Genomic DNA, 17,600 nt, shown 5'->3' with positions numbered 1-17,600 from the left:
CCTTCAAGCCATGCACGCCGCGCTGACCCGTCTGGGCCGACATCTCACCAGCCTCACCCTGTCGCTCTGCCTCGGACTCTCTCTTCTGCTCACCGCCTGTGGTGACAGCACAACCTCCTTGCTTTCCGGGGATTACGTCGAAGACACCGTGGCGGTGGTCCACATGCTTCAGAACACTCTGGCGCTGCCTTCCGACGCTGAGGGGCTGCAGAACTCCGAACATGAAGCCCACGATCTTATTAATGACTACATGTCTCGGTACCGTCCCAGGCCTCAGGTGAACGGATTGAGCTCATTCACAACGATGCAGACAGCGCTCAATTCACTGCAGGGTCACTACAACACGTACACCAATCGTCCTGTGCCGGATGCTCTGAAGACCCGCGTTGAGAAAGAGCTCACCAAGGCGGAAAAAGCGGCTCTTCGCGGAACCTGACACAACGACCGATCGGTCTCCATCACAGAATCCGAAGTCTCTTTGACCCGCGGCGGGTAAGTCTGAGAGACTTACGGATTGTGCAGAACCGCGGCTTCGGGCCGCCGAGTCTTTGGCCAACGTTGTCGTCATCGGTGCTCAGTGGGGTGACGAGGGAAAAGGAAAGATCACCGACCTTCTGAGTCGTTCCGCGGATGTGGTGGTGCGTTATCAGGGCGGCGTCAACGCCGGGCACACCATCGTTGTTGATGGCCAGGTCCTGAAGCTCCACCTGATTCCCTCCGGGATCCTCTATCCAGACACGATCTGTCTGATCGGATCGGGAACCGTGGTGGATCCGCGGGTGATGCTCGGTGAGCTCGACATGCTCATCAAAAACGGCATCGACATCTCAGGCCTGCAGCTCGCATCGACAGCCCACGTCACGATGCCGTATCACCGCCTGCTGGATCAGGCGATGGAACGACAACGGGGCGACCGCAGAATCGGGACCACCGGCAGGGGGATTGGTCCGACCTACGCCGATAAATCGCAGAGAAGCGGCATTCGAGTGATCGATCTGCTCGATGAACAACGGCTGAGGGATCGCCTTGAGGGACCGCTGCAGGAGAAGAATCAGCTCCTACAAACCATCTATGGCATGGATCCCCTCAACGCCGACGAGGTGATCGCCGAGTATCTGGACTACGGCCAGCGATTGGCACCCCATGTTGTGGATTGCTCCCGAGCCATCCACGGAGCTGCCCGTAACAGGAAAAACATCCTTTTCGAAGGTGCTCAGGGAACACTCCTGGATCTGGATCACGGCACCTATCCCTACGTCACCTCCTCCAACCCCGTATCCGGAGGAGCTTGCATCGGTGCAGGGGTTGGACCAACTCTGATCGACCGCGTGATCGGCGTCGCCAAGGCCTACACCACCCGCGTGGGGGAAGGGCCCTTCCCCACCGAACTCGACGGCAGCCTCAACGACCACCTCTGCGACCGCGGGGGTGAATTTGGCACCACCACTGGGCGCCGTCGCCGCTGTGGCTGGTTTGATGGCGTTATTGGACGCTATGCCGTCGAGGTCAACGGTCTCGATTGCCTCGCGGTCACCAAACTGGATGTGCTCGATGAGATCGATGCCCTTCAGGTCTGCGTGGCCTACGAACTCGATGGCGAACGCATCGATCACTTCCCCAGCTGTTCTGAGGCATTCGCCCGCTGCAAGCCGATCTACGAAACGCTGCCGGGGTGGCAATGTTCCACTGCGGACTGTCGCCGCTTGGAGGATCTGCCTGAGAAAGCCATGGCCTATCTGCGCTTTCTCGCCGACCTGATGGAAGTTCCCATCGCCATCGTGTCCCTCGGTGCCAGCCGCGATCAGACCATCGTTGTGGAGGATCCGATTCACGGACCGAAACGGGCACTACTGAGCGCTTGATCAACCAGGGCGTGCCGTAACGAGGGGGCCACGAACAGCGAGACTGCCCCAATTCACCCATCCAGCCCCCATGAGCACATCACGATTCGCCAACTCCTCCACCACGTTTGACGTGGTGGGGATCGGCAACGCCATCGTTGATGTGCTCGTGCAGACCGATGACGCATTTCTCGAGCAGCAGGGCCTGCAGAAAGGCGGCATGGCCCTGATTGATGAGCAGCAGGCAGAGGCGCTCTACAGCGCCAGCGGTCCAGGATTGGAGACCTCCGGTGGCTCTGTGGCCAACACGATGGTGGGCATCGCCCAACTCGGCGGCCAAGTCGGTTTCATCGGACGGGTGCGGGATGACCAGCTCGGATCGATCTTCAGCCACGACATCCGCGCCGTGGGAGCCCGATTTGACACACCAGCGGCCACCAGCGGCTCCACGACCGCACGCTGCCTGATCTACGTCACCCCAGATGCCGAACGCACCATGTGCACGTTTCTCGGTGCATCCACGCAGCTCGAGCCGGATGACTTGGATCTGTCGATGGTGAAACAAACAAAAGTGCTTTACCTCGAGGGATACCTCTGGGACAGTCCGGCAGCGAAACGAGCCTTCATCGCTGCAGCTGAAGCCTGCAAGGGAGAAGGTGGCCAGGTCGCACTCTCCCTGTCCGATGGCTTCTGCGTCGACCGACACCGCGACAGTTTTCTCGAACTGGTGAACGGCCATGTGGATGTGCTGTTCGCCAATGAGAGTGAAATCACATCGCTCTACAGCACGGATGATTTCGACTCCGCACTCGCACAGGTGAAAGGCTGCTGCAGTGTGGCCGCACTCACCCGCAGCGAGCAGGGGTCTGTGGTGCTCAGTGGTGACCAGCGCTGGGACATCCCTTCCTATGCACTAGGAGATTTGATTGACACCACAGGTGCTGGCGATCTCTACGCCGGCGGCTTTCTGCACGGGTACACCCAGGGACTTGCGTTGGAAACCTGTGGACAGATCGGCTCTATCTGTGCCGGACAGGTGGTGACCCAGCTCGGGCCACGTTCCCAGGTATCGCTGAAGGACTTGGTCGCCCAGCACCTGAGCTAAACCGACAGACCATCCAGACACGTAAGGAGCTCTTGCGTGCTCTGAACGACAGGGACAGTGTCTGGGGGGGAAGGACGCTTCAATTTCCACAGATGGAATCCGACGGACTCGGCGAGAGCGCTCCAAAGCGCATCAGCCGCACCTCCTGACTGTCTGCAGAGCACGTCGGTAATGGCCCAGCGGCGGCAGAGAGCGGCCTCAACAGCCCCTGGGCGAATTCCCCTCAGCGGTCGCAGCACCGCCAGATCGTCTCCGGAGAAACCCGCGGCTCCCGCAAGCCGGATCGCGGCTGGCGTCGGCAGCACGCGAGCCTTCACGATCGCGCCAGCAGCCTGCCCGGCTTGCTTGGCCGCTGCCAGATGTCTGGCGCCCAAAGCCAGTAACACCCTGTGACCCTGCAGAGGCTGATGGGCGAGCTCGTGCACCCCGCTGAGCAAGGACGCCCGGTCTGTGCTCCACCCCGGACGTTCAAACCGCACCAGGGGTAAACCATGGACCATGCACACCTGATGCAGCTGAGCGCTGATTGTGAGCGCGAAGGGATGGGTCGCATCCACTACCGCATCAGCGGCGTGGGTCAGACAGTGGGCGCCGAGATCCTCGAATGAGCGGAACGAACCCACATGCAAATTTTTAAGGTCTGCGAATCGATAGGCGTCTGCCGCGGATTCCGTGACGACGCTGACGCTGACGCCCCGGCCTGCATGGGCAAGGGCCGCAACCAGCGCAGGGCCCTCGCCGGTGCCTGCGAACACAAGAACGTGGATCTGGCGATTCGTACGTCGGTGCATCAGGATGGCGCTCACCGCATCGATCGAGGATGAATCACTGCGTTCTGGAAGTGGATGTGCTCCAGGCTCCCACCCTTCGTTACACCCAGGACAATCAAACTCCGATCGCCGAAATGGACGTGGGCTTCGATGCTCTTCGACCGGATGATCCCAGGGGGCAACTGAAAGTTGTGGGGTGGGGCAACCTTGCCCAAGACCTCCAGAACCGCGTGCAGGTTGGGCAACGGCTGGTGATCGAAGGCCGACTCCGGATGAACACTGTTCCCAGGCAGGACGGCACTAAAGAGAAAAAGGCTGAGTTCACCTTGTCGCGCCTGCATGCAGTTGGCGAAACGCCGTCTGGACTGCAGGCAGCTCCCTCCGCCCCGCAGGCCAAGCAAGCCTCTCAACCGGCAACGCCCCGTCCAGCAGCTTCCCAACCTCCTGCTGCAGAACCCGCCGCGCAGTGGAACAGCGCTCCGCTGGTGCCTGATACCGACGACATTCCCTTCTGATTAGCGATCGGCCGGTCGCTGCTCCGCGGCTCTGCGGAGCAGCTGACCGAGTTCCCGTTCCAAGGCGGCCAGGTCCAACCGGAAGTCTGACCAGCGCCCACGATCGATCTGCTCAAGCAGCCAGGCTCTGTCTTGTTCCAACTGTTGGATGAGCTCCGACGCACCCTCCCCGGGCTGCGAAGAGGTGTCCGGCGTTGTCGTGCTCTCCATCGGAGTGATCCGTGATCAGCCCATCCTGGCCCCCACGCCGGCAGAATGTCGCCACTGTCGTGAGCGAATGAAGGATCTGCTTTCACCGGGAAGTTTGGTCACTGTTGCCGGAGGCGTGCTCACGGTGGTCGGTGCAGTGGCTTACAGCACAGGCAACGCCAACCTCAGCCTCCCCACAATTTTCTACGGAATCCCGATCCTGCTCGGAGGCTTGGCCCTGAAGTCATCGGAACTGCCTCCCGCAAGACGCGTTGTTCCCAAGAACCATCTTCAGCAGGAAAGGGAGGCTGCAGCCCCTGAACTCGGCAAACTGCTCGGCGATGTGACGCGCTGGAGATACGGTCAAAAAGCCCATCTGGAGAGCTCCCTTGAGGCATTGAAACTCTGGGACGAGGATCGACCGCCTCAGCTACTCGAGATCGAGGAACTCCACGGTGCGTGCGGTTATGGCCTGCGCATGCGCTTCGCCTGCGAGGCGGTCCCGCTCGAGCGCTGGCAAGAGCGCCGGGAACGTCTTGGTCGATTCTTCGCCAAAGGGCTCACTGCAACCATCACGCCACTCGACGGGGACAGCCTCGATCTCACCCTTCTGCCGGCTGGCGCCTCCTCGGCAGGCGAGCATGGTGAGTCCTGATCACGAACCGATGGATGACGCTCTCAGGGTTTCCGTCCTGAGCGAAGCCCTTCCGTATATCCAGCGATTTGCCGGGCGACGGATTGTGGTGAAGTACGGCGGCGCGGCCATGGCCCATGCCGAACTCCAAACCGCTGTGTTCAGGGATCTCGCCCTCTTGCGCAGCGTGGGTGTGCAACCGGTGGTTGTTCACGGCGGAGGACCTGAGATCAACCATTGGCTGAAGCGGCTCGACATTGCACCTGAATTCCGCGAGGGCTTGCGGGTCACTGATCCATCGACGATGGATGTGGTGGAAATGGTTTTAGTGGGCCGGGTCAACAAACAAATTGTGAATGGACTGAATCGCCTCGGGGCCAAGGCGGTCGGCCTGAGTGGAAGCGATGGCAGCCTGGTGGAAGCCCGCTCCTGGGGAGACGGCAGCCACGGACTGGTCGGCGATGTCGCCCGCGTCAACCCGGATGTGCTCGAGCCCCTTTTAGATCGTGGCTACGTCCCGGTGATCTCCAGTGTTGCCGCCAATCATGAGGGGGTCGCGCACAACATCAACGCTGACACCGTCGCTGGCGAGCTAGCAGCGGCATTGGAGGCCGAGAAGCTGATCCTGCTCACCGATACCCCAGGCATTCTCAGAGATCGGGAGTCACCGGAGTCGCTGATCCGGCAGCTCAAGCTTTCGGAGGCCCGGCAGCTGATCGACGACGGCATCGTGGCCGGTGGCATGACCCCGAAAACCGAATGCTGCATCCGTGCACTCGCCCAGGGTGTCTCCGCCGCTCACATCTTGGATGGCAGGGTCCCCCATGCGTTGCTCCTGGAGGTGTTCACCGATGCTGGAATCGGCACCATGGTGCTGGGACGCAGCTGAACCATGACCATCGGCCTGGCAGAAGCGCAGCAGGCACTGGATCGGGGTGACTATGGCCGGTGCCTTCGTCTTCTAGACCCGTTGGCATCCACTCACCCCATCAGCGAACCCGAAGGGGCGATGATCCGCATGCTGATGGTCACAGCCTGGATGGGGCAAGGAGAAGAACGACGCGCGATCAGCACCTGCAGGCTTCTCACTCGCTGCAAAGACCCAGACCTACGCAACCGGGCGAAACAGCTTCTGAATGTGCTGGAAGCACCAAGCCTGGAGCGACCTGCGCGCTGGTCGATGCAGCTCCCCAGCCTCGAGATGACGCCGCGCATGGGCCAGCGTCCACGCATCAGCCGACGTCGTCGGCAACCGACACCGCCGCCACCACCACCAACAGGACCAACGCAAGGCCCATCAGCAGGATTTGCCGCGGTGGTGCTCGTGGTGCTCGTGGGTCTCACCCTTCTTCTGGGAGGCTGCATGCAGATCCGGGCGGACCTGGATCTGGTGGGCCCCGACCGCCTTGAGATGTCTTGGCACATCAACAGCCTGAGCGGCCGCACACTTCCCTGGCAGAGCAATTTCCAAGCAGCGGTGCGCGATCAGGAGCCGAACTGGACTCAAACCTTCCTGCGAGATGGAGAACTCAATCTCACCAGTCGGCCTCTGAACGCTGAAACGGCCGCAAGGTTGATGGCCGACACCGTTGAACGCGCGGGGCGCTCCGCAGGCCTGTCGCTGCCACCACCCGATCTCAGCATGCACGAACGGAACTGGTTGATCGGCGTGCAGCAGAACCTGACTCTGAACCTGGATCTGACGGAGATCGTCTCCCTACCCAACGATTCCCTGTCGGTGACCATCGGCCCAAGCACCGACCTGCGTCACGTGAGCAGCGTGCCGATCCCGGCGCGTCTCGAGGAGCAACGCATCCTTTGGCCCCTGGCTCAAGGAGAGGTGAACCATCTGGAATTGCACCGATGGCAATGGAGCCGCCTCGGCCTCGGCGGCCTCGCAATCCTGGGGCTCCTGCTGGTCAGCACCCTGTTGCAGGCGATCCGGCAATCCCTCGGCTTTGGATACCCGCAGCTCCCTTCCTGACGTCAGAGCTGAAGGGGATCGGGGTCCACGGAGAGGGTTACATCCTTGGGCAGCCCATCCCAAAGGTCCGAGCCCTCAGGCAGAGGGATGGGCGACTCCGGCGGACCGTGAAGCAACAGCTGCCAGCGGCTGCGCCCTGCCACACGGGCGACCGGCGCTGGCGCTGGTCCAAGCAGCTGCCACCCGGCAGCGAGGCAAAGAGGGCGAAGTTGCTCAGCCAGGAGAGTTCCGGCAGTCGCCGTGGCGGCTGCGGAACGCCCCGCCAATCGCAGCAGACAGGCTCGGGCATAGGGAACCAAACCCGCCTGCTGCCTGAGAGTCGCTTCCTCCTCGAGAAACCGTTCATAGCGGCCATCGATCAGATGCTGAATCACCGGGTGATCGGGGCTGTAGGTCTGCACAAGCACTTCACCAGGTTTCTCTCCGCGGCCTGCCCTTCCAGCCAGTTGGAGCATGAGCTGCAGAGAGTGCTCACCAGCCCGCAGATCAGGGCGATGCAGAAGACCATCAGCCGCGAGCACCGCAGCCAGGGTGACCTGAGGCAGATCCATTCCCTTGGCAAGCATCTGGGTTCCAACCAAAACATCAGCTTCACCGTCGGCGAATCTTGCCAACAGGCGCCGATGACCGTCTCGCCCTCCTGTTGTATCGCGATCAAATCGGAGCAGACGCAGCCCATCCAGCTCCTCGGACAAGCGCTCCATCACCCTTTGCGTACCCGCACCGAACGGCTTGAAAGCTGATGAGCCGCAGGCTGTGCAGTGATCGGTCACTGCAGCGCGATGGTCACACCAATGACAGCGCAGCCACTGCTGCTGCGAACGGCTGCCATGAACGGTCATGGCCACATCGCAATGTGGACACATCACCACCTCACCGCAGCTGCGGCAGCTGAGAAACGTGCTGTAGCCGCGGCGCGGAACCAAAACGACAGCCTGTTCTCCCTTAGCAGGCAGGGCCGCCAACCGATCCATCAGAGCGCGACTGATGAGCTGCTTATGGCCTTCCGCAAGCTCGTGACGCATGTCGATGACACGAACTGGGGGCAGGGGTTGCCGGGAGATCCGGGAGGAAAGCCTTGCCAGTTCAAGGGGGCCCTTCGGCTTCAACCGGCTCCAAGACTCCAGAGAGGGGGTGGCACTACCGAGCAGAAGTCGTCCTCCCTGACGGCGAATCCGATCCAGAGCGAGGTTGCGGGCGTGGTAGCAGGGCATCGGGGATTCCTGCTTATAAGAACTGTCGTGCTCTTCATCGAGCACCACAAGGCCGAGGGGACGCAAGGGGAGAAAGATCGCTGAGCGAGTTCCAACCACAACCAGAGGCTCCTCCGCTTCGAGGCAGCGACGCCAGCAGCGCACCCTCTCCCCATCGCTGCAACCGCTGTGATATTCGAGCACTCGCCGGCCGAAACGGTTGCGACAGCGGTCCGTTAACTGGGGAATCAAGCCAATTTCAGGCGTGAGCAGAAGGCAATGACGACCCCGGGCGATCTCCGCAGCTGCCAACTGCAGGTACACCTCTGTTTTGCCTGAGCCAGTGATTCCCCATAGGAGAAGACCGCCACCCTCAGGCAATTCCTGAAAACGTTCGAGCGCAGCCTGCTGCTCCCCAGTGAGATCCCGCGGTGGTTCCAGCCCGCCCTCATCGCAATGATCGCCATGGAGCTCTAAGGAAGGCCCGGAGGCCGGAGCAAGTCGCTGCTCTCGAAGCAAATATCCGTTGGTCTGTAAAGACTGCACCATCCCGGCGTGAAATCCCTGGGTCAGCAGATCGCGTTGCCAAGCCCCGCCCCCAGCTGCTTTCAGGCTCTCCAGCAAGGCTTGCTGACGCGCGGATTTCGGAGGAGGCGCACCGCCTGCGGGCAGGAGAGCGACCCACCAGAGTTTTCGACCGGATGCCGGCGGCTTGGCCCGCTGCCCCAGCCAGCCTGGCGGTAGTGCTGCTTTGAGCATCCGGAAGGAACTGGTGTGACAGGAGGCCGCCATCGCATCGAGCCAGGCCTGCCAATCAGAGTCCACGGCAGCTCGCTGGAGCAGGGCTTCCACGGGTTGAAGGTGAGGGGATCGCGCTTGCTCGTCATCGCGCAAGGGACGGGATGCTGTCACCAGCCCCTGCAGACGCCGACCGCGCAGACGCACGACGACAAGATCACCGAGGGATACTCCCAGTTGGCGATGGTCCGCGTAGGTGAACGTCCGCCCCTCCCGACCCGCCTCGAGCCAGACGTCCACCACCTGCATCGGGCGGGCAACACCCTTCGATTGAAAGGATTCCTCAGGGGTTGCCGACATCACATGTTTTTCTTAAGATGGTGAAGTTGGACAGCTCATAGGCTGTTGTCGGAACAATGCAGAGTTCCGTCCAGTGGGAAGACACGAAGCTCGAGCCATGGTTTACCCGTCGGCTCACCGGTCTGAGAAAGCCCCTGACAGCCCTGCATCAACCCGACCCATCACCCTGACCTTGATCACTGTCTCGTGTTGTCTGCCCCTGAGCAACGGGGAGATCAAAACACAGTGAAGCGTTTCTGAGCATTGCTCAGCCGCCACAGTTGCAAGTTCGACATCGAAGTTCTTCGCCTGATTCCCATGAGCCCTGCTGCGAGCAAGTCAGCTCAGGCTGACGCCAAATCATCCCCAGCAATTGTGATGGTGGCTGATGCCAGCGGCCAACCCAAGGAGTTGACTGTTAAAGCCAAGGCCAAGCCCAAGAGCAAAGCGGCTTCGACGTCGCCCAAGAGCAGCAAAGCCAAACCCGCCGCAAAGACAACCAAAGCGGCCAAAACCACCACACGCAGCCGCAGCAAGACTGCTGCCCCCGCTGCTGACGATCTCAATGCAGCGGCTGACCAGCTGCTGGCCAAGGCCGCAGGTAAGGGTACGGAGGCCACCAAGGCATCTGCGGATGCTGCAACCGCTGGCAAGGAAGAGAAAGCCAAAGCAGACGCCAAAGCCAAGGTTCTCGCCAGCATCAAGGTGGGGCCAAAAGGTGTTTACACCGAAGACTCCATTCGCGTGTACCTCCAGGAAATTGGTCGCATCCGGCTTCTACGTCCCGACGAAGAGATCGAACTGGCCCGAAAGATTGCCGATTTGCTCTACCTCGAGGAACTCGCAGCCCAGTTTGAAAGCGACAACGGCAAGCTTCCCGACAACAAGGAGTGGGCTGCTCTGGTGGAAATGCCACTCATTCGCTTCCGCCGGCGACTGATGTTGGGTCGCAGAGCTAAGGAAAAGATGGTGCAATCCAACCTGAGGCTGGTTGTATCGATTGCCAAGAAATACATGAACCGGGGGCTGAGCTTCCAAGACCTGATTCAGGAGGGCAGCCTGGGTCTGATCCGAGCCGCCGAAAAATTTGATCATGAGAAGGGTTACAAATTCTCCACCTATGCCACGTGGTGGATTCGCCAGGCGATCACGCGCGCGATTGCCGACCAGAGCCGCACGATCCGCCTGCCGGTTCACCTCTACGAGACCATTTCCCGGATCAAAAAAACCACCAAAGTTCTGAGCCAGGAATTCGGACGCAAGCCCACGGAAGAAGAAATCGCTGAATCGATGGAGATGACCATCGAAAAACTGCGTTTCATCGCCAAGAGCGCCCAGCTACCGATTTCCTTGGAGACACCGATCGGCAAGGAGGAAGATTCCCGTCTTGGCGACTTCATTGAAGCCGACATCGAGAATCCAGAACAGGATGTCGCCAAGAACTTGCTCAGGGAAGACCTTGAGGGTGTTCTCGCCACCCTGAGCCCACGGGAACGGGATGTATTGCGACTTCGCTACGGCCTCGATGACGGTCGCATGAAGACCCTTGAAGAGATCGGACAGATCTTCGATGTGACCCGTGAACGGATCCGTCAGATCGAGGCCAAGGCTCTGCGCAAGCTGCGCCATCCCAACCGCAATGGGGTACTCAAGGAATACATCAAATAGCAGTTACACCATTAATCAGCCCCTAAGTTCCCTTTCACATCAAGGGTTCTCAGGGGCTATTTTCATGGATTCCTCGTGAACAAGACAAAAAAATGATTTCGTTTCAAGCAGATGCACAGTTCCACGACAAGTTAAAAGTCTTTACTGAGTCCTCTGGATTAAAAGTCTCTCAACTCTGTCATTATGCACTGGCTCGTGAAATGGGTAGCATGTAAAACAAGGATTGCCCAGCAAGAAGCTTTATTACTTCACCTGATCTTCGTATTGATATCCGTTACGAGTACAGAACTCCAAAAGGTAAAATTTAACAACGTCCACAATAAAGTCCTGTGATCGATTGATCCCCATTGCAACAAACCCACTCCCCTTTCCCTTCGCACAATCAAATGAAAAGGAAGAAGGGACTATGTATCCATACTGTTTAGCAGATCTAGGTTCAACTACTGAAACAGAATACAGATCTTCAGCGTGGTCAGAACGATAAAAGGTCATCACATAGTTCTCCCCCCTTAAATACGCCACCTTTATAAGTCTTGCTTGCAAGAGCAGGCATTGCTGTGAGAAGCAAGGTTGTGAGGAGAAGTGGAAGTTTCATTGGCTTACAGCTTTCTTAAAAGATGCCTCATATTAACTTTCAAAAGTGCCCTTCACACTCATTATCTGAATAAGATCATCTTGCGTCAGCTCTGTGACTCTTTCAAGGCATTCTCAAAAACTGAAGGATCAGCCTTTTTACAATCACCTTGGATCTTCATGTCTAGAACTATTGGAAGTTTGGAAGAAATGAATATTCCCTTGGCCGCCACGTCAAATGGAGGTAGCAAAGCAATCGTCCACTGAAACTTAGATTTGCCATGGACGTTAACCTTAGCCCCAGAGAAGGCCAGTCGATCATTGGCTACCTCAATATCACAAGTATCCACCGGCTCTTTACGACCAAGGGTAACACCTTGAAGTGTTTTATCTATAAAATCTATCCTAAAAACCATAGATTTAACTTGCTTGTCATTCTTGATAAAATTTGATGTTTCTGCATGAAATACATCCACATCGAGATTTGTCTCACACTGTAAGTGCAAGGAATTATCAGCCACAACAGGTGATGCTGAAAGAAGCAGACTTGAGAGGAGAAGCGGGAGTTTCACACTGCTCTCAGCTTTATAACGCCAATATAACCACACTAAATAATTTTATCAGATAGAGCGCTGACTTACATCATTATCATCAGGGCAATGGGCATCTATTCAGAAGAATATGTGGCTGTACTTCACGAAGCAGCCGACAAAGTAATTGATCAACACAAGCTCGAAGGTGTTTCTCTTGAACACTTCGTCAATGGCATCTACATGTTGGAGTATGCCTTTCGTCGTGGACTGGGAAAGAAAGATGACATCAAATAATCAGATCAGAGTTTGACTGACATCACAAACCTCGATGATGTCAGCCTCTTAACCAGGCTCGATGCTGTCTGTGAATTCCTGGAACGCTTTTTTCAAACGCTCTACAGGGGTTTCTGACGGCGGGCATTCCTGATTCGTTGAGCGGGTATAGACCTGAAGAATTCGGGCTTCGGGCTCAAGCACTGCGGCCACTGCTGCCTTCAGCATCACGATGTTGCGTTGCGGTGTCAGCCCCGCCAGAAACGGTTGCAGGGACCATTCATCCCCATCGAGATCGCCGACCAGGCGCAGGGGGCGGATCAATTGATAAGCACGATCACCATCAGGATCGGTGGTCTGCCGGAGACGCGCCACGATCAAATGTCCGCTGGTGAGTAGCACCACGCGGATGGTTCCCTCACTGAGCACTGGCAGAAACGGAAGGGCTTCAGCCACTTGAGAGGCTGCCTCTCCGGATGCGGAACGTCCCACTTTCACACCGTTAACGACAGGTCCTGGCATGAAACCCAATCGATGGGAACTGATGTTAGGCCGGCTCGTGAGGTTCCTGGGATGCACCGCGCAATCAGGCCCTAGGGGTGATCGGCCCCGATCCAGATCACCCAAAGCCCACAAATCACAACAATTACCCAGGTCACAGCGGCGAGAGGACCGAGCCACAAGGCCAATGATGGGAGAACCAATGCAGGCAGGTCGAAGGCCAGCACCTGATGGATCACCAGGCTCGGCGTCAACAGACCGATGGTCAGCAACGCGCGAAGAGGCAACGGCAGCGATGGAATCCACCGCATGAATTCCGTGTCACTCTCTTCAACCTAAGGAGTTTTGGATCCGATGGCTTCGTAGGGTGACCCATCGTTTTGAAATGTCCATGGCTCTCGAGCACCTGCGCATTGCATCCCGCCGCAGCCAGCTGGCCATGGTTCAAACCAACTGGGTGAAGGCAGAACTCGAGTCGGCACATCCCGGCTTGGCGATCTCAGTTGAGGCGATGGCCACCCAGGGCGACAAGATTCTCGATGTGGCCCTGGCGAAGATCGGTGACAAGGGCCTGTTCACCAAAGAACTCGAAGCACAGATGCTCGTGGGCAGGGCGGAGATTGCCGTCCATTCCCTGAAGGATCTGCCCACCAACCTTCCTGAGGGGCTGATGCTGGGATGCATCACCGAGAGAGAGGATCCCGCGGACGCCCTTGTGGTCAACAGCAAAAACGCGGATCACACCCTGGAAACCCTCCCGGAAGGCTCGGTGGTTGGCACAAGCTCCCTGCGCAGACTGGCCCAGCTACGCCATCACTTCCCCCATCTCCAGTTCAAGGATGTGCGCGGGAATGTGATCACTCGCCTCGAGAAGCTCGATGCGGGGCAATACGACTGCCTGATTCTCGCGGCCGCTGGCCTGAGCCGACTGGGATTCGGTGACCGCATCCACCAGATCATCCCTGGCCACATCTCCCTTCATGCTGTGGGGCAGGGTGCTCTCGGAATTGAGTGCGTCTGTGACCGGCCTGAGGTGCTCAAGCTCATTCAGGTTCTTGAGCATGCGCCCACAGCCGGGCGCTGCCTGGCCGAACGGGCTTTCCTGCGCGAACTGGAGGGCGGATGCCAGGTTCCGATTGGTGTGAACAGCCGCATCGATGGACAGGAACTGATCCTCACCGGCATGGTGGCCAGCCTGGATGGCCAACGCTTGATCCGTGACGAGCGCCGCGGGAGCCTCACCGATCCTGAAGCCATCGGCCGCGCCCTGGCTGCAGACTTGAAATCCCGCGGTGCAGGCGAGATCCTTCAGGAGATCTTTGCAGAAATGCGCCCCGAAGCGTAACCATGTCTCTTCTGCACACAGCCGTCGGCATCTTCACGATCTCAAACCCCATCGGCAATCTGCCGATCTACCTGTCGTTTACGGATGGGAACCGGCGCAAAGATCGCGCCATCGCCCGCAGCAGTGCGATCACATTTTTGGTCAGCCTGATGCTGGCCACCTGGCTGGGCAACGACCTACTTGGATTTTTCGGAATTTCACGCCCGGCATTCCAGGTGGCCGGCGGGGTGATCGTGGTTCTGATCGGCCTCTCCATGCTGCGCTCAGAACCATCCAAGGTTCACCATGATCCAGAGTCCATCGAACGGGATCAGAACTCCGCGGTCAAGGGGATTGTGCCCCTCGGCATCCCCCTATTGGCAGGCCCGGGCACACTCACCGTGGTGATCGCAGACCCCAATGCAGCCAGCATGGGCGGCAAGATTGGCCTGAGTGGGGTTGTGCTGCTGCTCACCCTGGTGGTGTATCTGATTTTCGAAGCGGGGGAGATGCTCTCCTCGAAGATCAGTGCATCAGCGCTTCAAGTGCTCACCAAGATCATGGGTCTCCTCCTCACCTCCATCGCGGTGCAGATGATTTTCACAGGCTTAAGCGCAGGCTTTCCAGTGCTTCTTCAGCATGGTGCGAGCAGTTGATGCTCAGCGCGTGATCTTCACCGGGGTGCCCACATCCACCAGTTCATAGAGCTTTTGCACGTGGGCGTTGAGCATGCGCACGCAGCCATTGGAGACTGCCGCCCTGATCTTCACCCAATGGGGCCAGGGGGTTCCGTGAATCCCGAACTGATTCGGCCCATGCTGGAGAAAACCGATCCAGCGATGGCCCAGGGGACTGGAGGGTCCAGTCACCGGATGAACGCGACCTGACTTGGTGCTCTGGTACTGAGGATTCACCCGCTTGTTCTCAACCTGGAACACGCCGGTCGGAGTGGGAGTCTTTGGGTCTCCGATCGCCACAGGCCAAGGCCCGATGCGCTCGCCATTGCGAATCACGCTGATGCGACGCTGTCTCAGATCGAGATGAATATGCGTGTCCTCAGCGACCGGAGCAGGCGCCATCGAGGCCAAACCGGGAGCAGCACCGCCGAGGAGAACTGCAGCGACGGCGCCAGCAGAGCAGGCTGCCCGCCCGAAACAGACGTGTTTCATCTCGAGACACTCAAGACTTACTGGTCTCAAGCTATTCATTGGTCAGAGCAAAAACCGTCCACCATTGGAGGACTTTCTGAAGAAAGCGAACAGTGGGTCAAAGCAACGACAACGTCATCCCAGGCCTGGGTGCTAGACCCGGGCACCGGAACGCGATCAATGCCCAAGCAGCTTCAGTGGACAGACGCGGAAGCGCGCCTCTTTTTGCAGGCGATCAAGACCGTTGGAACAGCGGGAGGTGTGCTTCCACTGGAGCCGATCACGCTGGAAATGATGGAGGCCATACAGCGCCATGTTCTTCATTCCTCAGTGGATCTCGAAAGCCTTGAGATTCGCCATCCACCCGATTACCCCGCGCTGATTACGGATCCAAGCAAGCGAGAACAGCTGATTCAAATCCTCGTGCTCATTCCCTATGTGGACATGAACGTGGATCCACGCATGGTGGGCGTTGTGGACGATTTCGCCTCATTCCTCAACATCGCCCCCCAGACTCTGCAAGACCTGCACCAGGTAAGAGACAACCATCTCAGACGCTTACTGCTCGACTATGGGCGCAGAAGCATGGGTGAATTTTTAGGACTGGACACTCCCTCTCGCTTCGTTCGTGGCGTCATCACGGCCGTGCATCAGGCCATCGGGGATGCGTCCATCGCCAGCCGGTATGCCACTCTCAGCACGTTTGCTGAGGGAACCCTCGGCCACACGTTCTTTCACTGGTACCGCGATCGCGGCTGGGCCCTACCAGGGGAGCACAAAAGCACCTCAGAGCTTCTGGTGAATCACGACTGCTGCCACATCCTGGGCGGATTCAACACAGACAGTGCTGGAGAGATGAATGTGGCGGCCTTTCAGGCAGGTCTGTTCACTGATGGATTCGGATTTGAATCCCTGCTGGAGGTGATTCTCGACTTCCACCTCGGCAAGGCTTTCAGCACGAGTAACAGCATCATCCCTCCAGAAACGGGGCAATTCATTCCTGATGCAGCGATGGCTGGATATGAAAAAGGCTTGGCCTGCTCCGTCAATCTCATTCAAGACCTTGATTTCTGGGCGGTCGCCGATCAACCCGTTGCGGACTTGAGGGTGACGTACAACATCCCAGCCACCCCCGGCCCCTTGCTGATCAAACCTTAAGAACGATCAAACCAAAAAAATGCCGCTCACGGTTTCGCGAGCGGCATCAAGGATGGGAGAGATGTGAGAGGTCTCAGACCATCAAGCCAATTCAGTCAACGAGCTTGGGATCGATCTCCGCCATGTACCTGGCCTCACAGGTCTTGATGATCTCCACGGCCTTCTCAGTGCCGAAGAATCCGTTCACCGTGCAGGTTCCTGGCTTCTTGAGATCTTTGTAGTGCTCCCAGTAATAGGTGGTTTCCTTTTTCCAGTGATCACCAAGATCCTCGAAGCTCTTGATGTGATCCATGCGCTTGTCGTCAGCCAGCACAGCGATCACTTTGTCGTCGACTTCTCCACCATCATCAAACGTCATGATGCCGATGATGCGGGCCTCAACAATTGATCCGGGGATGAGCGGTTCGGTGACGTTGACGATTTCAATGTCAAGTGGATCGCCATCCTCATCCCAGGTGCGAGGAATGCAGCCGTAGGCGAAGGGATAGGCCAGCGAGGAATAACCGACGCGATCCAGCTTCAGATGACCGGTTTCTGTGATCAGCTCGTACTTGTTGATCGTGTTGGAGTTGAGTTCCACGATCGTGTTCAGACGCAGCTCAGATTCATCGGCGAAGGCCGGGAGCACATGCAACAGATTGGGCATGCTGCGGCTGGGAGCCTGGTCGAGATTGGCCATTGGAGACGGCATTCAGCGCGGTGATCCTACGGGGGCTGGATCGGCACACTGAAACGATCAGCGATCCGATTCCATGCCGTCCCTCTCTCCCTGGGCTCTGTTGCTGCTCGCCATCGGCGCTGAGGTGATCGGCACCTCTTGCCTGAAGGTTTCGGACGGATTCAGCCGTCCATGGCCAACTCTGGTTGTGCTCACTGCGTATGGGCTTTCGATGACGCTGATGTCACGGGTGGTGAAGACCATTCCCATGGGCATCAGCTATGCCCTCTGGAGCGGGATCGGCATTGTGGCGATCGTGCTGATTGGCGTGGTGGCCTACCGACAGGTCCCCACAGGAGGTCAGCTCATCGGGATGGGGCTGATCACAGCGGGTGTACTGATCGTGAATCTGTCGTCTCCCCTGACGAAAGGCTGAAAACAGCATTGCGGTATCGC

At 58.4% G+C, this 17,600-nt stretch carries 21 protein-coding genes; 13 read left to right on the top strand and 8 right to left on the bottom strand.

The window, feature by feature from the left end; translation table 11 throughout:
• Positions 1–10: 10 nt before the first annotated feature.
• The 3 genes from psb27 to SynPROS71_RS03505 all read left to right on the top strand — a co-directional run bounded on the left by psb27 (position 11) and on the right by SynPROS71_RS03505 (position 2,946).
• On the top strand, positions 11–436 hold the full coding sequence (psb27, locus tag SynPROS71_RS03515; protein ID WP_186584241.1) for a photosystem II protein Psb27: 426 nt from the start codon (positions 11–13) through the stop codon (positions 434–436).
• Between the two features lie 112 nt (positions 437–548).
• Entirely contained in the window at positions 549–1,862 is a 1,314-nt protein-coding gene (locus SynPROS71_RS03510) for an adenylosuccinate synthase (protein WP_186596661.1), read from the top strand.
• A 70-nt stretch (positions 1,863–1,932) separates the two neighbouring features.
• Positions 1,933–2,946 (top strand): adenosine kinase, encoded by a 1,014-nt coding sequence (locus SynPROS71_RS03505; RefSeq protein ID WP_186596659.1) that lies wholly within the window; start codon positions 1,933–1,935, stop codon positions 2,944–2,946.
• On the opposite strand, the gene SynPROS71_RS03500 is transcribed toward SynPROS71_RS03505, so the two are convergent.
• On the bottom strand, positions 2,943–3,752 hold the full coding sequence (locus tag SynPROS71_RS03500; protein ID WP_186596657.1) for a precorrin-6A/cobalt-precorrin-6A reductase: 810 nt from the start codon (positions 3,750–3,752) through the stop codon (positions 2,943–2,945). The two genes, SynPROS71_RS03505 and SynPROS71_RS03500, sit on opposite strands and share 4 nt — an antisense overlap.
• Positions 3,753–3,766: 14 nt before the next feature.
• Between SynPROS71_RS03500 and SynPROS71_RS03495 the strand changes: the two genes are divergently transcribed.
• Complete coding sequence (locus SynPROS71_RS03495) at positions 3,767–4,231, top strand: single-stranded DNA-binding protein (protein ID WP_186596655.1); 465 nt, start codon at positions 3,767–3,769, stop codon at positions 4,229–4,231.
• Here the strand turns inward: SynPROS71_RS03495 and SynPROS71_RS03490 are convergent, their stop codons facing one another.
• Positions 4,232–4,441 carry a hypothetical protein gene (locus tag SynPROS71_RS03490; protein ID WP_186596653.1) on the bottom strand — a complete coding sequence of 70 codons (210 nt, stop codon included), beginning with the start codon at positions 4,439–4,441 and terminating at the stop codon, positions 4,232–4,234. It lies immediately after the preceding gene.
• Between the two features lie 67 nt (positions 4,442–4,508).
• Here SynPROS71_RS03490 and SynPROS71_RS03485 point away from each other — a divergent pair, with 67 nt between their 5' ends.
• The 3 genes from SynPROS71_RS03485 to SynPROS71_RS03475 are packed head-to-tail and all read left to right on the top strand — an operon-like array spanning position 4,509 to position 7,038.
• Positions 4,509–5,075, top strand: a complete 567-nt coding sequence (locus tag SynPROS71_RS03485) for a DUF2854 domain-containing protein (RefSeq protein WP_186597844.1) — start codon at positions 4,509–4,511, stop codon at positions 5,073–5,075.
• Between the two features lie 10 nt (positions 5,076–5,085).
• Entirely contained in the window at positions 5,086–5,943 is an 858-nt protein-coding gene (gene argB / locus SynPROS71_RS03480) for an acetylglutamate kinase (protein ID WP_255442335.1), read from the top strand.
• Between the two features lie 3 nt (positions 5,944–5,946).
• Positions 5,947–7,038 carry a DUF3153 domain-containing protein gene (locus tag SynPROS71_RS03475; RefSeq protein WP_186596649.1) on the top strand — a complete coding sequence of 364 codons (1,092 nt, stop codon included), beginning with the start codon at positions 5,947–5,949 and terminating at the stop codon, positions 7,036–7,038.
• Between the two features lie 2 nt (positions 7,039–7,040).
• Here SynPROS71_RS03475 and priA read toward each other — a convergent pair whose 3' ends face one another.
• Positions 7,041–9,329, bottom strand: a complete 2,289-nt coding sequence (gene priA, locus SynPROS71_RS03470; RefSeq protein ID WP_186596647.1) for a primosomal protein N' — start codon at positions 9,327–9,329, stop codon at positions 7,041–7,043.
• A 297-nt stretch (positions 9,330–9,626) separates the two neighbouring features.
• Here priA and rpoD point away from each other — a divergent pair, with 297 nt between their 5' ends.
• Positions 9,627–10,976, top strand: coding sequence for an RNA polymerase sigma factor RpoD (gene rpoD / locus SynPROS71_RS03465; protein ID WP_186596645.1), 1,350 nt, complete (start codon positions 9,627–9,629; stop codon positions 10,974–10,976).
• 680 nt (positions 10,977–11,656) lie between these two features.
• On the opposite strand, the gene SynPROS71_RS03460 is transcribed toward rpoD, so the two are convergent.
• Positions 11,657–12,070, bottom strand: coding sequence for a hypothetical protein (locus tag SynPROS71_RS03460; RefSeq protein ID WP_186596643.1), 414 nt, complete (start codon positions 12,068–12,070; stop codon positions 11,657–11,659).
• Positions 12,071–12,208: 138 nt separating this feature from the next.
• Here SynPROS71_RS03460 and SynPROS71_RS03455 point away from each other — a divergent pair, with 138 nt between their 5' ends.
• Positions 12,209–12,376 (top strand): hypothetical protein, encoded by a 168-nt coding sequence (locus SynPROS71_RS03455; protein ID WP_186596640.1) that lies wholly within the window; start codon positions 12,209–12,211, stop codon positions 12,374–12,376.
• A 48-nt stretch (positions 12,377–12,424) separates the two neighbouring features.
• On the opposite strand, the gene SynPROS71_RS03450 is transcribed toward SynPROS71_RS03455, so the two are convergent.
• Positions 12,425–12,877 (bottom strand): DUF6561 domain-containing protein, encoded by a 453-nt coding sequence (locus SynPROS71_RS03450; protein ID WP_186596639.1) that lies wholly within the window; start codon positions 12,875–12,877, stop codon positions 12,425–12,427.
• Between the two features lie 71 nt (positions 12,878–12,948).
• Positions 12,949–13,167 (bottom strand): hypothetical protein, encoded by a 219-nt coding sequence (locus SynPROS71_RS03445; protein ID WP_186596637.1) that lies wholly within the window; start codon positions 13,165–13,167, stop codon positions 12,949–12,951.
• A gap of 80 nt (positions 13,168–13,247) precedes the next feature.
• Between SynPROS71_RS03445 and hemC the strand changes: the two genes are divergently transcribed.
• Complete coding sequence (hemC, locus tag SynPROS71_RS03440; protein WP_186596635.1) at positions 13,248–14,201, top strand: hydroxymethylbilane synthase; 954 nt, start codon at positions 13,248–13,250, stop codon at positions 14,199–14,201.
• Between the two features lie 2 nt (positions 14,202–14,203).
• Positions 14,204–14,836, top strand: coding sequence for a MarC family protein (locus tag SynPROS71_RS03435; protein ID WP_186596633.1), 633 nt, complete (start codon positions 14,204–14,206; stop codon positions 14,834–14,836).
• Positions 14,837–14,839: 3 nt separating this feature from the next.
• Here SynPROS71_RS03435 and SynPROS71_RS03430 read toward each other — a convergent pair whose 3' ends face one another.
• Positions 14,840–15,349, bottom strand: a complete 510-nt coding sequence (locus tag SynPROS71_RS03430) for a L,D-transpeptidase (RefSeq protein WP_186596631.1) — start codon at positions 15,347–15,349, stop codon at positions 14,840–14,842.
• A gap of 159 nt (positions 15,350–15,508) precedes the next feature.
• On the opposite strand from SynPROS71_RS03430, the gene SynPROS71_RS03425 reads away from it, so the two are divergent.
• Positions 15,509–16,486 (top strand): hypothetical protein, encoded by a 978-nt coding sequence (locus SynPROS71_RS03425; protein ID WP_186596629.1) that lies wholly within the window; start codon positions 15,509–15,511, stop codon positions 16,484–16,486.
• A gap of 91 nt (positions 16,487–16,577) precedes the next feature.
• Here the strand turns inward: SynPROS71_RS03425 and SynPROS71_RS03420 are convergent, their stop codons facing one another.
• Positions 16,578–17,165, bottom strand: coding sequence for an inorganic diphosphatase (locus tag SynPROS71_RS03420; RefSeq protein ID WP_011932517.1), 588 nt, complete (start codon positions 17,163–17,165; stop codon positions 16,578–16,580).
• Between the two features lie 73 nt (positions 17,166–17,238).
• On the opposite strand from SynPROS71_RS03420, the gene SynPROS71_RS03415 reads away from it, so the two are divergent.
• Positions 17,239–17,580: a multidrug efflux SMR transporter gene (locus tag SynPROS71_RS03415; RefSeq protein ID WP_186584222.1), complete on the top strand. Its 342-nt coding sequence runs from the start codon at positions 17,239–17,241 to the stop codon at positions 17,578–17,580.
• The last annotated feature ends 20 nt before the right edge of the window (positions 17,581–17,600 follow it).

The organism is Synechococcus sp. PROS-7-1, assembly GCF_014279795.1.
Taxonomy (GTDB): domain Bacteria; phylum Cyanobacteriota; class Cyanobacteriia; order PCC-6307; family Cyanobiaceae; genus Synechococcus_C.
This window is presented reverse-complemented; position numbering and strand designations above follow the sequence as displayed.